Origin of the sequence: Pseudonocardia oceani (genome assembly GCF_019263585.2) — a bacterium.
GTDB lineage: Bacteria > Actinomycetota > Actinomycetes > Mycobacteriales > Pseudonocardiaceae > Pseudonocardia > Pseudonocardia oceani.
On the sequence record NZ_JADQDF010000001.1, the window covers coordinates 4,934,321 to 4,946,816 of the forward strand.

At 72.7% G+C, this 12,496-nt stretch carries 14 protein-coding genes; 6 read left to right on the top strand and 8 right to left on the bottom strand.

Going from position 1 to position 12,496, the window contains the following annotated elements; translation table 11 throughout:
- Positions 1 to 6 precede the first annotated feature (6 nt).
- Both I4I82_RS24625 and I4I82_RS24630 read left to right on the top strand, forming a co-directional pair.
- The gene (locus I4I82_RS24625) at positions 7 to 1,755 is read left to right on the top strand and encodes a PEP-utilizing enzyme (RefSeq protein ID WP_218593175.1); all 1,749 of its coding nucleotides are present in this window, start codon (positions 7 to 9) and stop codon (positions 1,753 to 1,755) included.
- A 14-nt stretch (positions 1,756 to 1,769) separates the two neighbouring features.
- On the top strand, positions 1,770 to 2,849 hold the full coding sequence (locus I4I82_RS24630) for a PEP/pyruvate-binding domain-containing protein (RefSeq protein WP_225920673.1): 1,080 nt from the start codon (positions 1,770 to 1,772) through the stop codon (positions 2,847 to 2,849).
- Between the two features lie 64 nt (positions 2,850 to 2,913).
- Here I4I82_RS24630 and I4I82_RS24635 read toward each other — a convergent pair whose 3' ends face one another.
- A complete protein-coding gene (locus I4I82_RS24635; RefSeq protein ID WP_218593174.1) occupies positions 2,914 to 3,687 on the bottom strand; it encodes an IclR family transcriptional regulator in 774 nt (257 codons plus the stop codon).
- 70 nt (positions 3,688 to 3,757) lie between these two features.
- On the opposite strand from I4I82_RS24635, the gene I4I82_RS24640 reads away from it, so the two are divergent.
- A complete protein-coding gene (locus I4I82_RS24640; RefSeq protein ID WP_218593173.1) occupies positions 3,758 to 5,053 on the top strand; it encodes a Rieske 2Fe-2S domain-containing protein in 1,296 nt (431 codons plus the stop codon).
- The gene (locus I4I82_RS24645) at positions 5,050 to 5,268 is read left to right on the top strand and encodes a hypothetical protein (protein WP_218593172.1); all 219 of its coding nucleotides are present in this window, start codon (positions 5,050 to 5,052) and stop codon (positions 5,266 to 5,268) included. Before I4I82_RS24640 ends, I4I82_RS24645 begins: the two co-directional genes overlap by 4 nt.
- Here the strand turns inward: I4I82_RS24645 and I4I82_RS24650 are convergent.
- The 7 genes from I4I82_RS24650 to I4I82_RS24680 form a co-directional block, all read right to left on the bottom strand.
- On the bottom strand, positions 5,184 to 6,650 hold the full coding sequence (locus I4I82_RS24650) for a phosphatase PAP2 family protein (RefSeq protein WP_218596050.1): 1,467 nt from the start codon (positions 6,648 to 6,650) through the stop codon (positions 5,184 to 5,186). The two genes, I4I82_RS24645 and I4I82_RS24650, sit on opposite strands and share 85 nt — an antisense overlap.
- 135 nt (positions 6,651 to 6,785) lie before the next feature.
- Positions 6,786 to 7,145 (bottom strand): Rieske (2Fe-2S) protein, encoded by a 360-nt coding sequence (locus I4I82_RS24655; RefSeq protein WP_218592335.1) that lies wholly within the window; start codon positions 7,143 to 7,145, stop codon positions 6,786 to 6,788.
- Positions 7,142 to 7,402 (bottom strand): 2-hydroxymuconate tautomerase, encoded by a 261-nt coding sequence (gene thmT / locus I4I82_RS24660; protein WP_308112825.1) that lies wholly within the window; start codon positions 7,400 to 7,402, stop codon positions 7,142 to 7,144. Before thmT ends, I4I82_RS24655 begins: the two co-directional genes overlap by 4 nt.
- 7 nt (positions 7,403 to 7,409) lie before the next feature.
- The gene (locus I4I82_RS24665; protein ID WP_218592334.1) at positions 7,410 to 8,150 is read right to left on the bottom strand and encodes a 2-keto-4-pentenoate hydratase; all 741 of its coding nucleotides are present in this window, start codon (positions 8,148 to 8,150) and stop codon (positions 7,410 to 7,412) included.
- Positions 8,147 to 8,932 carry a 2-keto-4-pentenoate hydratase gene (locus tag I4I82_RS24670; protein ID WP_218592333.1) on the bottom strand — a complete coding sequence of 262 codons (786 nt, stop codon included), beginning with the start codon at positions 8,930 to 8,932 and terminating at the stop codon, positions 8,147 to 8,149. Before I4I82_RS24670 ends, I4I82_RS24665 begins: the two co-directional genes overlap by 4 nt.
- A 91-nt stretch (positions 8,933 to 9,023) precedes the next feature.
- Complete coding sequence (locus I4I82_RS24675) at positions 9,024 to 9,812, bottom strand: IclR family transcriptional regulator (RefSeq protein ID WP_218592332.1); 789 nt, start codon at positions 9,810 to 9,812, stop codon at positions 9,024 to 9,026.
- Entirely contained in the window at positions 9,809 to 10,510 is a 702-nt protein-coding gene (locus tag I4I82_RS24680; protein WP_218592331.1) for a hypothetical protein, read from the bottom strand. The genes I4I82_RS24675 and I4I82_RS24680 overlap by 4 nt, the downstream gene beginning before the upstream one ends.
- Before the next feature lie 122 nt (positions 10,511 to 10,632).
- Here I4I82_RS24680 and I4I82_RS24685 point away from each other — a divergent pair, with 122 nt between their 5' ends.
- Complete coding sequence (locus I4I82_RS24685) at positions 10,633 to 11,562, top strand: catechol 2,3-dioxygenase (RefSeq protein WP_218592330.1); 930 nt, start codon at positions 10,633 to 10,635, stop codon at positions 11,560 to 11,562.
- Positions 11,559 to 12,488: a catechol 2,3-dioxygenase gene (locus tag I4I82_RS24690; protein WP_218592329.1), complete on the top strand. Its 930-nt coding sequence runs from the start codon at positions 11,559 to 11,561 to the stop codon at positions 12,486 to 12,488. Before I4I82_RS24685 ends, I4I82_RS24690 begins: the two co-directional genes overlap by 4 nt.
- Positions 12,489 to 12,496: the final 8 nt, after the last annotated feature.

Here is a 12,496-nt window from a genome sequence, read left to right on the forward strand (position 1 = left end):
GTTCGCATGGCCACTGTCGTCCCTGTGGAGCCGTACACCGGCGAGTGGTACCCGGGCTTCAAGCCCGAGCACCTCGAGTCGCCCTACATCATCGACGGGACCGGCCCCTTCACGAAGGAGGACGAGGACAAGTTCTGGTTCCTCGACTTCCACTGGTCCCGGGGGATGACCCCGCTCGCGGCCTTCGCCTGGGGTCAGGACGGGTACTGCTGGGGCACCCAGCACGCGGCCGAGGCCCTCCCGCTCCCCCCCGGCCGCGGCATCACCTCGCGCTTCGCCGGCACGCACCTCTACGGCTCGGCGATCCCCGAGTCCGACCCCCGCGAGATCGGCGCCCGCGCCAACCGCCTCGGGACCAACCTGCCGCGCTTCCTGCAGAACTACCGGTCGACGTGGGAGCAGGGCCGCGACGAGCTCGAGGCCACCTGGGACCACTTCCACAACCTGGACCTGACGGCGGTGCCGACGGGTGAGCTGCCGACCCTGCTCACCGCGGCGCGGCGCTACCACCAGCGCTCCATGGAGATCCACTTCAACGTGATGTACCCGCTGCTGGTGAACTTCCTCGGCTTCTACGGGGCCTGCGCCGAGATGGGCATCAACACCGCCGACATCGGCAAGTTCCTCCAGGGCGAGGACACCAAGATCATGGAGACCGACCGCGGGCTCGCCGAGCTCGCCCGGAAGGCCAAGGCGGCCGGTCTGCGCCAGGCGTTCGAGGAGAACTCCGGCACCGGCATCCGCACCGCGCTCTCCGCGCAGGGCGGCTCGGCGTCGCAGTGGCTCACCGACTTCGACGACTTCCTGCAGGTCTACGGCCACCGCCAGGAGGCCACCTGCGACGTCGGCGTCCCCAGCTGGATCGAGGACAACACGATCCCGCTCGACATGATCAAGAGCTTCGTCCTCAAGGACGAGGACCACGACTTCGAGGCCGCCGCCCGCAACGCGATGGCCGAGCGCGAGGGCGCGATCGAGACCGCGCGGTCGGGCCTGACGAGGGAGGAGCAGGCCGTGTTCGACGCCGGCCTGCAGTCCAACCTCGAGGCCAACTTCCCGTGGTGGCAGGACGACCACAACTACTACATCGACCTCAAGGTCATGATCCCGCTGCGCCGGGTCTGCCAGGAGCTGGCCGACCGCGTCGGGGCCGACCACAGGGACGACATGCTCTACCTGTTCTGGCCCGAGCTGCAGCAGGTGGCCGGCGGCTCCACCTACGACGGCGGGCTCAAGAGCCTGGTCAAGGACCGTCGCCAGTACTTCGACCACTGGGGCGCACTGCGCGGCGAGATGCCGAAGGTGCTCGGCACGGTCCCGGAGACCGTCGAGGACCCGGTGCTCATCGAGATCTTCGGCCTCAACCCGACCTCGATCCGCGCGGTGCAGAACCCGAACGCGGCCGAGGAGACGGTGCTGCCCGGCGTCGCCGCGGCGAAGGGCGTCGCCAGGGGCATCGCGCGCGTCCTGCAGAGCAGCGACGACATGCACCGCCTCGAGCCCGGCTCGATCCTGGTGTGCGAGTCGACCTCGCCCAGCTGGACCGCGGCCTTCGGCAAGATCGCCGGTGCGGCCTGCGACGGCGGTGGCATGCTCAGCCACGCCGCGATCGTCGGGCGGGAGTACGGCGTGCCGACCGTGACCGCGATCGGCATCGCGACCGTCGCCATCAAGGACGGCGACGAGATCGAGGTGGACGGCACCAACGGCCGGGTCACCATCCTCAAGCGCGCGGCGGATCTGGCGGGCGCATGACATCGGGGGTTCTGATGGTCGACACCGCATCGGTGGTCTGGGTCGACGAGGTCGACCCGGCGGAGGCGGTGGCACTGGCCGGCTCCAAGATGGGGCGGCTCACCGAGCTGCACCGCGCCGGGGTGGAGGTGCCGCAGGGGTTCGCCGTCACCGTCGGGGCCTACCGGCGCCACTGCGCCGAGTCGGGCCTCGACGGGCGGATCGAGGAGGTCGTCGAGTGGCTGGGCACCGACCCGTCCGACGCCGCCGTCGAGGACGCGTCGGCGCGGATCCGGACGCTGTTCGAGCAGACCCCGATGTCCGACGCCCTGGCCGCCGAGATCACCGAGGCCTACGAGGAGCTGTGCCTGCGCGCCGTCGACGTCAACGTCCCGACGGCGGTGCGCAGCTCGGCCACCGGTGAGGACGCCGCCGACGCGTCCTTCGCCGGGATCTTCGACACCTACCTCGGCGTCTCGGGTCCGCAGCGCGTGATCGACGCGGTGCGGCAGTGCTGGGGCTCGCTGTTCACCGGGCGGGCGCTGGCCTACCGGCTGCGCAAGGGCATCTCCCACCACGCGATGCCGATCGCGGTGGGCGTGATCGAGCTGATCCACGCCCGCGCGTCGGGCGTGGCGTTCTCGGTGCACCCGGTCACCGGCAAGCCCGACCGGATCGTCATCGAGACGAGCTGGGGGTGGGGCGAGGCGATCGTGCAGGGCCTGGTCAACCCCGACCACATCGAGGTCGGGAAGGCCGACGGGCGGCTGCTCAAGTACGACGTCGCGCACAAGACGGTGGTGTCGGCGTTCGACTTCGCCGACGGGCGCGTCACCGAGATCGAGATGCCGGCGAAGCTGGCCGACCGCAAGGTCCTCGACGACGAGCAGATCGCCGCGATCGCCGCGGCCGTCACGTCGATCGAGGAGCACTACGGCTACCCCGTCGACGTGGAGTGGGTCATCTCCCGGCACCGCCGCGCGGGCGACCCGGTGTGCATCGTGCAGTCACGGCCGGTCACCGTCACCGCTCCGGTGGCGGCGCCCGCCGCCTACGACCCGGTGGCGCTGGCGCAGAAGTTCGTGTTCAGCGGGAAGCCGATCCCGGGGCGGTAGCTCCCGGCCCTGCGCGAACGGCACTCTCACCCGATCCAGTTGAGCGAGAGTGCCGTTCGCGCGTTCAGGGAACGTGCCCCAACCGCCGGCTGATCACCGCCGCCGCCTCGACGACGCCGGTCCGGATGCGCCTCAGCGCCGGTGCTGCGGCGCGGTCGGTCGGGGCGGCCACCGACAGCGCCGCGATCACCGCCCCGTCGGCCCCGCGCACCGGCGCCCCCACCGACACGACGCCGACGCGGCTCTCCTCCCGGTTCTCGGCCCACCCGCGCTCGGCGACCTCGCGCAGCCGCGTGCGCAGCACCGCCTCGTCGACGATCGTGAACGGGGTGTGGCGCCGCGGCACCCAGTGCGCCAGGCGCAGGTCCAGCTCCTCGGGCTCCAGCGCGGCGAGCAGCGACTTGCCGGTGCTCGTCGTCGTCGCGGGGAGCCGGGTGCCGACGCGGGAGAAGATGCGGACGGTGTGCGGGCTCTCCAGGCGGTCGATGTAGACCGACTCCATGCCGTCGAGCACGGCGAGCTGCACGGTCTCGCCCGTGGTGTGGCGCAGCGTCGCCATGACGGGCATCGCGGCCTCGTGCAGGTCCAGGTGCGAGCCGACGCTGGCGCCGAGCTCGAACAGGGCGATGCCGAGCCGGTAGCCGCCCGGGGCGCGCTCGACGAACCGCTCGGCGGCCAGCGTGGCCAGCATCCGGTGCACCGTCGACGTGGCCAGGCCCAGGCGCCGCGACAGCTCCGAGACGCCGAGCTCGCGGTCGGTGCGGGAGAACTCCTTGAGCAGCCGCGCGGCGTTGCGCACCGATCCGAGCTCCCACGACGGCCTGCGGTTTCCCTCCATGCGGGAAGGATCCCTTGTCGGGCAGGGACGCGCTACCTACCGTCGGGCTCACCACCACGAGGGAGTGCGCATGCTGACCGCCGAGCAGAACGAGCAGCTGACCCAGGTCGAGGCCGGGACGCCGATGGGGGAGGTGCTGCGCCGCTACTGGTACCCGGTGGCGTTCACGCGCGAGCTCGAGGAGTTCCCCGTCAAGCGCGTCGAGCTGCTGGGGGAGTTCTTCGCGCTGTGGAAGAGCCCCTCGGGGCGCTACGGCATCGTCCCGGAGGCGTGCCCGCACCGGAAGGCGTCGCTGGCCTACGGCGTCGTCGAGGCCGACGGCATCCGCTGCCCGTACCACGGCTGGGTCTTCGACGCCGACGGCGCGTGCACCTCGCAGCCCGCCGAGCGCGACAACACCCAGTTCCAGGACCGGGTGAAGGCCCACGCCGGCAAGGTCGAGGAGATGGGCGGCCTGATCTGGGCCTACGTCGGCCCGCACTCCGCCGACGAGCCCGCGCCGCTGCTGCCGCGCTTCGACACCTTCGTCATGGACGGCTTCCGCGACATCGGCTGGGTCGACCTGCCCTGCAACTACGTGCAGATCATGGAGAACGCGGTCGACCCGCACCACGTCGAGTTCCTGCACGGGCGCTACTTCGAGTTCGTCGGGCGCCACGAGGGCTTCACCGCGCCGGCGTCGTTCGGCAAGGAGCACGTGAAGATCGGCTTCACCGCGTTCGAGTGGGGCATCATCAAGCGCCGCGTGCTCAAGGGCGCCACGGAGGAGGACGACGACTGGAAGGTCGGCCACCCGCTGGTGTTCCCCTACAACATGCGCGTGGGCGGCGGCGGCATCCACCAGATGCAGATCCGGGTGCCGGTCAACCGGACCACCACCCGCTTCATGCTCTACACGGTGCACAGCCCCGACGGCTACGAGCACGTCGACCAGCCGCAGGTGCCCGACTACGAGCTGCCGCTCTTCGACGACAAGGGCCGCCACGTCACCAACTACGTCGAGGGCCAGGACATGATGGCCTGGGTGACGCAGGGCCCGATCACCGACCGCACCACCGAGCACCTGGGCCGCAGCGACATCGGCGTGGCGATGCTGCGCAAGATGTTCCGCGAGCAGATGGACGTGGTCGCGCGCGGCGAGGACCCGCTGGGCACGATCCGCGAGGAGCACGAGCGGATCGACCTGCCGTGCGAGAAGGACAAGTTCCACGCGGGCGGCGGCGCGCAGTTCGCGCTCGACTTCTGCGACATGGGCTCCACCCGCTTCTCCCCGGTCCTCGACACCATCAAGAAGATCCACATCTCGGCGGCCGACTCGATCGCGGCGGAGAAGGCGGCGGCCCGGGACGCTGCGCAGGCCGGATGAGCACCCCGCTGGACCGGCGGTTCGTCGCCGACGCGGCGGCGCACCGCCGGGACGCGCCCCGCTTCTGCCCGGCCTGCGCGGCCGGGCTGGGGATCGCCACGGAGTTCTGGGAGGCCGACGAGCGGCGCTTCTACTGCTCCTGCACCGGCTGCGGATGGACCGGGGAGATCACGCCGACCGGCGACGTCGCCTCGGGCCACGAGCCGGACCACTGAGGGCGCTGGTCCGGTCGTCCCGGTAGCAGCCGGTCCAGCGCGTAGAGCCACGGCAGCGTGAGGAGCAGGCTGCCCAGCACGTCGCTCAGGTGGTGGGCGCCGCGGTAGAGCCGGGCCGCGGCGACCAGCACGATGATCACCACCGCCGTCGCGAGGACGAGCCAGCGCCACCACTCCCGGGTCGCGGCCAGCACGATCACGGCGATTCCGCCGTAGAGCGCGACGGCCGCGGCGGTGTGCCCGGACGGGAAGCTCGACGTCGGCGGGAGCTGGGCGTCCAGCGGCTGCACCTGCGGGCGGGTGCGGCCGGTGATCGAGGCGACGACCATGAACATCAGCGTCTCGCCCGCCACCGCCGCGACGAGCAGAACGGCCGGGCGCAGCCGACGCAGCACGGCCACGCCGAGCACCGCGGCCACGGCCGCCCCGGCGACCACCACCAGCGTGTTACCCATCTCCGCGGCGGGCACCGACAGGGCGTCGAGCAGCGGGACCCGCAGGGTGGCGACGGTCTGGACCAGGCCGACGTCGGCGTCCGCGACGGGCGTACCGGCGGCGACCACGGTCAGCAGGTGGCCGACGCCCAGCAACACCCCGACGATCAGCACCGCGACGACCAGCAGCCGCGCGACGACGGCCCACGGGTGCGCGGGCGGGTCATGGGCGGGGGCGGGGCGCAGGTCGGGCGCGGCCGCGGGATCGAGACCGGCTCCGGGTGCGGGCACGAGCGCGCCGCGGAAGGCGACGGCGGTGACCCCGAGCCACGCCGCCCCGAGCAGCCACGCGGCGACGACGTCGGTCAGGTAGTGCACGCCCAGCCCGATCCGGGTGAGCCCGACGGCCACGACCACCGCGACCGCGAGCGCGACGGCGGCCCGGCGCGCCCGGGGCGGCACGGCGGGCAGCAGCACGAGCAGCACGATCCCGACCCAGACGGTGGCGGTGAGCGTGTGGCCGCTCGGGAAGCTCGACCCCGGCGCCACCGCCACCGGCACGTCGACGACCGGGCGCAGCCGGCCCACCAGCCCCTTGACCGCCGGGGCGAGGACCGCGCCGCCCGCCCCCGCGACGACGACGTAGAGCGCGAGCGCCCGCTGCCGGCGCACGAGCAGGGCGGCGGCCAGCGTCGCGAGCACCAGCGCGGCGGTGAGCCCGGTGCCCAGCGTCGTCACCGCCGTCAGCCCGGCGACGGACCAGGGGCGCGGCGCGACGAGGTCGTTGGCGGCGCGGGCCACCGCGACGTCCAGCGCCACCAGTGGGCCGGACAGGAACCACAGCGCCGCGACCAGCCCGACCCCCGCCCCGACCAGCGCCAGCAGGCCCGTCGCACTGCCTGCGGCGAACCGCCCGGCGGCGCGGGCGTCGTCCTCGGTGACGGTCATCGGCGCACTATGGCGGGGCCGGTGGGCGGGCGCCCGGTGTACTGCCCCGAACGGCCCAGGGTTCGCGCACAGCCTGTGGGGCCGGCACACAGGTCCGGCACTGTGTGCGACCCCCGCGGCCTGTGTGCGAGCCGCCTACTCGCCGCGGGCGTGCGCGCGCAGGCGCTCGGCCCACGACAGCGTCGCCGCCGGCTCGCCGACGTCGGCGAAGCGCGCCCCGTCGCGCTCGACCACCGGGTAGGTGGCGAGGTGGTGCTGCGGGGCGGTCTCGCACTCGCCGGTGTCGAGGTCGAAGCGGTACCAGTGCCACGGGCAGACGACCACGCGCCCGTCGCGCAGCCAGCCCTGGTCGAGCGGGCCCTTGTTGTGCGGACACACGGCGTCGGTGACGCGGAGCCCGTCGCCGACGCGGAAGACCGCGAAGCCACGCCCGTCCTCGGAGCGGACGGTCCACGCGTCGCGGCCGTCCACCCCGTCGAGCGGGACCAGGCTCACCGCTGCCCGGACGCCCGCAGCGCCGTCAGCGACTCCCCGCCCACGAACCACAGGTCGGGCTCGCACTCGGTGACGACCACGCGCACGTTCCCCGTCGGCGCGCCGATCGACTCGTGCACGGCGGCCGTGACGGCCTCGCCGAGCGCGGCGAGCTGCTCGGGGGTGCGGCCCTTGGCGAGCGTGATCTGGACGAGCGGCACGGTGGCCCTCCTTCGTCGGTCGTGAGTGGCAACCGTGGCCCTGGCCACGGTCGCCACTCACGGGTCATGAGCAGCCGAGCTCGAGCGTCCCGAGCCGGTCGATCGAGGCGACCACCACGTCGCCGGGCGCCACCGGCACCGCCGCCGTCAGCCCGCCGGAGAGCACGACGTCGCCGGCCGAGAGGCCCTCGCCGTCGGCGGCCATCGTTCGCACCATCCACGCGACGGCCGCCGCCGGGTGCCCGAGCGACGCGGCGCCCGAGGCCGTGGACATGAGCTCCCCGTTCTTCTCCAGGACCACGCCGACCAGCCGCAGGTCGATCCCCGCGGCCGGCACCGGCGTGCCGACGACGAACCGTCCGGCGGAGGTGTTGTCGGCGACGACGTCGGCCATCGTGAACTCGTAGTCGCGGTAGCGGGAGTCGAGCACCTCGATGCCGACGGCCACCCCCGACGACGCGGCGATCACGTCGGCCGCGGTGACGTGCGGGCCCGCGAGGTCGCGCCCGAGGACGAACACGATCTCGGGCTCGCAGCGCGGCTGGATGAGCTCGGAGGTCGCCAGCGGCTCGCCGATGTCGAGCGCGTTGGCCCCGGCGAGGAAGCCGAACACCGGGCTCGACACGCCCACCTGGGCCTGCTTCGCGCGGCTGGTGACGCCGAGCTTCCAGCCCACGAGCGGCCCGGCGGCGTCGCGCAGCTCGCGCTGCACGGCGTAGGCGGTGGGGAGGTCGGGGACGCCCAGGGCGTCGATGGCCGTGCGGTCGGCGACGGCCTTCTGCAGCTGTACGGCGTACTCGGTCATGCGCCCACCCTCACCGTGATCGGGCCGAGCCGGTCGAACTCGGCGCGGAAGACGTCACCCGCGGCCATCGGGACCGCGGCGTGCAGCGCCCCGGTCATGATGAGGTGCCCGGGCTCCAGCGCGACGCCGTTCTCCCCGAGCACGTTGGCCAGCCAGGCGACGACGGCCACCGGGTCGCCCAGCGCGGCCGCGCCGGCGCCGGTGTCGATGAGCTCGCCGTTGCGGGTGAGCGTCATGCCGATCAGCCGGGAGTCGATCCCGTCGAGCGGGACGATCCGGCTCGACGTGGCCATCGCGCCGTTGGAGGCCAGGTCGGCGACGGTGTCGGCCAGCTTGATCCGCCAGTCGGCGATCCGGGAGTCGACGATCTCCATCGCGGCGACGGCGCCCGCGATGGCCGCGTGCGCCTGCGTGACCGTGACGCCGGGCCCCTGCAGCCGCGAGCCGAGCACGAACACGATCTCGGCCTCGATCTTCGGGGCGATGAAGCGGTCGAGCGGGATCGTGTCGCCGTCGCGGAAGACGGTGGAGGCGAGCACGGGGCCGTGGTCGGGGGAGTCGACGCCGACCATCTTCTGCATCGGCTTGCTCGTCAGCCCGACCTTGTGGCCGATGATGCGGTCGCCGTCGGCCAGCAGCAGCGCGATGAGCTCGCGCTGCACCGCGTAGCCGTCGGCCATCCCGAGCGTCGGGTCCTCGTCGGTGAAGGGCGCGATGGGTACGCGGGTGCGCCGGGCGTCGTAGAGCGCCCGGGCCTTCGCCGGTGCGTCGGTCACGGGCATGTAGTGCTCCCAGTAGTAGGTGTGCTGCAGGGCTGATCGTGTCGGGCCGCGGCGCCCGGGTCACGACCGACGTTCCGCTGGCCGGAACGCCTCACGCCTCCCGCCCCCGCTGCGCCAGCTCCGGGTTCCAGCCCAGGCGCCTGCCGACGGCCTCGCCCGCCTCCACCAGGTCGCGGGCGAACCGGCGGCGCGGGACGGTGTCGAAGCGGGCCGCCGGCGCCCCGATGCTGACGGCCGCGACGACGTCGCCGTGGATGTCGCGGATCGGCGCGGCGATGCTCGCGACGCCGATCTCGCGCTCGTCGACCGCCTCGGCCCAGCCGCGGGCGCGCACCGAGGCGAGCTCGGCGCGCAGCACCGCGGCGTCGACGACGGTGTGCGGGGTGAGCCGGGCCAGGGGACGGGCGAGGAAGGCCTCGCGCTCAGGCTCGGGCAGGTGCGCGAGCAGGACCTTGCCGCTGGAGGTGCAGTGCGCGGGGACCCTGCGCCCGGTCTCGGTGAACAGCCGCAGCGAGTGGGCGCTCTCCAGCCGGTCGACGTAGACGACCTCGTCGCCGTCGAGCACCCCGATCTGCGACGACTCGCCGGTCTGGTCGCGCAGGTGCGCGAGCACGGGACCGGCCGCGGCGTGCAGGTCCATGTGCACCTTGACGGCCTCGCCGAGCTCGAACACGACGATGCCGAGCCGGTAGCCGCCGGTGCGGGGGTCCTGCTCGACCAGGCCCTCGGCGACCAGCGTGGCGAGGAGGCGGTGGACGCCGGACTTTCCGAGGTCGAGCCGGCGCGCCAGCTCCGACACCCCGATCGACTCCTCGCGGGTGAGGAACGCCTTGAGCAGCCGGGCGGCGTTGCGGACGGTGGACAGCGTCGCGTCGGTCATGCGGGCGGGACCTTCGGCGTCCAGTCCCGGCGCCCGCCGACCGACTCCAGCAGCGCGCGGCGCACCGCGTCGGGATCGGGGGCGGCGACGTCCGCCGCCGCCGCGACGCCGGCGTTGTGCGGCGCGATCGCCTTCGCCAGCAGCGCCTGGGCGCGGGGGAGCCCGGCTGCGGCGGCGCCCACCAGCTCGTCGACGAGGTGCTCGCGGCCGCGAACCCGCGCCCGGATCGCCTCGAAGTCGCGCGCCGCGTTCGAGTGCCCGCTGGCCAGCCCCGAGCCCACGTGCCCGGCGTGGTGCGCGGTGAGCCCGGATCCCGGCTGCGCCACCACGTGGTAGACGACGGTCGTGAGCCCCAGCGCGTGCTTGACCTCGGCGTACGCCGGCTCCTCGCGCTCGTCGACCAGCCCGAGCGCGGGCGTGACGACCGGGTCGTAGAACCGCAGCGACCACTCGAGGCCGGGCAGTTCGCCGGGCAGCGCGACCTCCTGGCCGCGCAGCGGGCCCAGGCCCTCGCGGGTGGCGAGCAGGTGCAGGTTGCGCGCCCCGACGGCGGCGACGGTGAGCGGGGCGCCGCCGGCCAGCAGGGGCATCCGCCCGCGCACGGCGGGCGGGAACGTGTCGGCCTGCGCCAGGTAGGCGCGGTGCAGCGCGGTGACGTAGCCGGCCACGGCGGTGCGCATGTCGAGCGGATCGGTCATGCCCCGCCCCCGTCCTGATGTCCGAGCGTTCTGATATCCGGAACGCGCTGTCTTCCTTCCGGAACGCTAAGCGGGTTAGCGTCGCCTCGTCAAGCAGGCCGCCAACCCCGGGAGCCGCAGCCGTGGGGATCCTCCGCCTCGCCCACATCGACGTCCGCACGCCGGACCTCGATCTCGCGACCGCCTACTACACCGAGGTCATGGGCCTCCAGCAGGTCCAGCGCACGAACGACCCCGAGCTGGGCGACACCGTGTACTTCAAGTGCTGGGACGAGGAGGACCACCACTCGCTGCGCATGCGCTACAACCCGCGCACCGGGATGGACTCCTTCACCTTCCGCGTCGAGCACGAGGACGACCTGCACGTCTACGAGAAGAAGCTCGCCGACTACGGCGCCCAGGTCTCGCGCGTCAGCAAGGGCGAGGCGGTCGGGCAGGGCGAGTCGATCCGGTTCGAGGTGCCCTCGGGCCAGATCATGGAGCTGGTCTGGGACGTCGAGAAGACCGGCAACATCCTCGGCAAGTCCAACCCGTCGCCGGTGCCGCCGCCGGACCTGCCGGGCATCGCCCCGCCCCGGATGGACCACATGCTCGTCAACGCCGAGGAGGTGGGCGAGGCCGCGCGGTTCTTCCAGGACGTGCTGGGCCTGCGCCTCACCGAGCAGGTGCTCGACGGCAACGGCCACCAGCTCGGCGTCTGGCTCGCCGGCCGCACGAACTCCCCGCACGACATCGCGATCGTCAACGGCCCGAACGGCGCGCTGCACCACTGGGCGTACTGGCTCGACGACTGGGACCACATCCGCAAGGCCGCCGACACGCTCGCCTACAACGGTGTGCAGATCGACCAGGGTCCGACGCGCCACGGCGTCACGCGCGGCAACACCATCTACTTCTTCGACCCGCTGGGCATCCGCAACGAGGTGTTCACCGGCGGCTACTGGGTCGACCCCGACCAGGAGATCATCACCTGGACCGAGCAGGAGTTCGGCAAGGGGTTGTTCTACTACGAGAACATCGTCAGCCAGCGATTCCTGAGGATGCACACATGAGCGATCGGATCCTGCGCCTCCAGCACGTCGAGATCCGGGTCCCCGATCTCGAGCTGTGCACCGCCTACTACACCGAGGTCCTCGGCCTCATCGAGACCGCGCGCGACGTCAAGGACGGCGTCGACCGCGTGTTCCTCAAGTGCTGGGACGAGCACGAGCACCACTCGGTGGTCCTGCGCCAGGCACCGACCTACGGGCTCGACCACATGGCGTTCAAGGTGGCCGAGCAGGGCGACCTCGACTACTTCACCGACAAGCTGCAGGCCGTGAGCGTGCCGGTGAAGCGCTACGCCGCCCGCGAGCTGGGCCCGGGCTGGGGCGAGGCGATCCGCTTCGAGTCGCCCTCGGGGCACCTCGTGGAGCTCGTGCACGGCATGGAGCGCCTGGGCAACATGCTGCCGATGACGAACCCGCCGCCCAAGCCGCAGGACCTCGTCGGGATCGCGCCGCCGCGGCTGGACCACGTGTTCGTGATGGCCGAGGACGTCGAGGCGTTCTCCGCGTTCTTCACCGACGTGCTGGAGTTCCGGCTCACCGAGCAGATCGTGGCCAACGACGGCCACCAGCTCGCCGCGTTCCTCGAGCGCAGCCACACCCCGCACGACATCGCCGTCATCACCGGCCCGAACGGGGCGCTGCACCACTTCGCGTTCTGGATGGACGACTGGAACGGCATCCGCGACGCCGCCGACACGCTGGCGTACCACGGCGTGACGATCGACGTGGCCCCCACGCGCCACGGCGTCACCCGCGGCTACACCACCTACTTCTTCGACCCCGTGGGCAACCGCAACGAGCTGTTCACCGGCGGCTACTGGGTCGACCCCGACTTCGAGCCGATCACGTGGACGGAGGAGGAGATGGGGCGCGCCATCTTCTACTACCACCGCCAGGTCAACGAGCGCTTCTTCACGGTGCACTCGTGAGCGAGCTT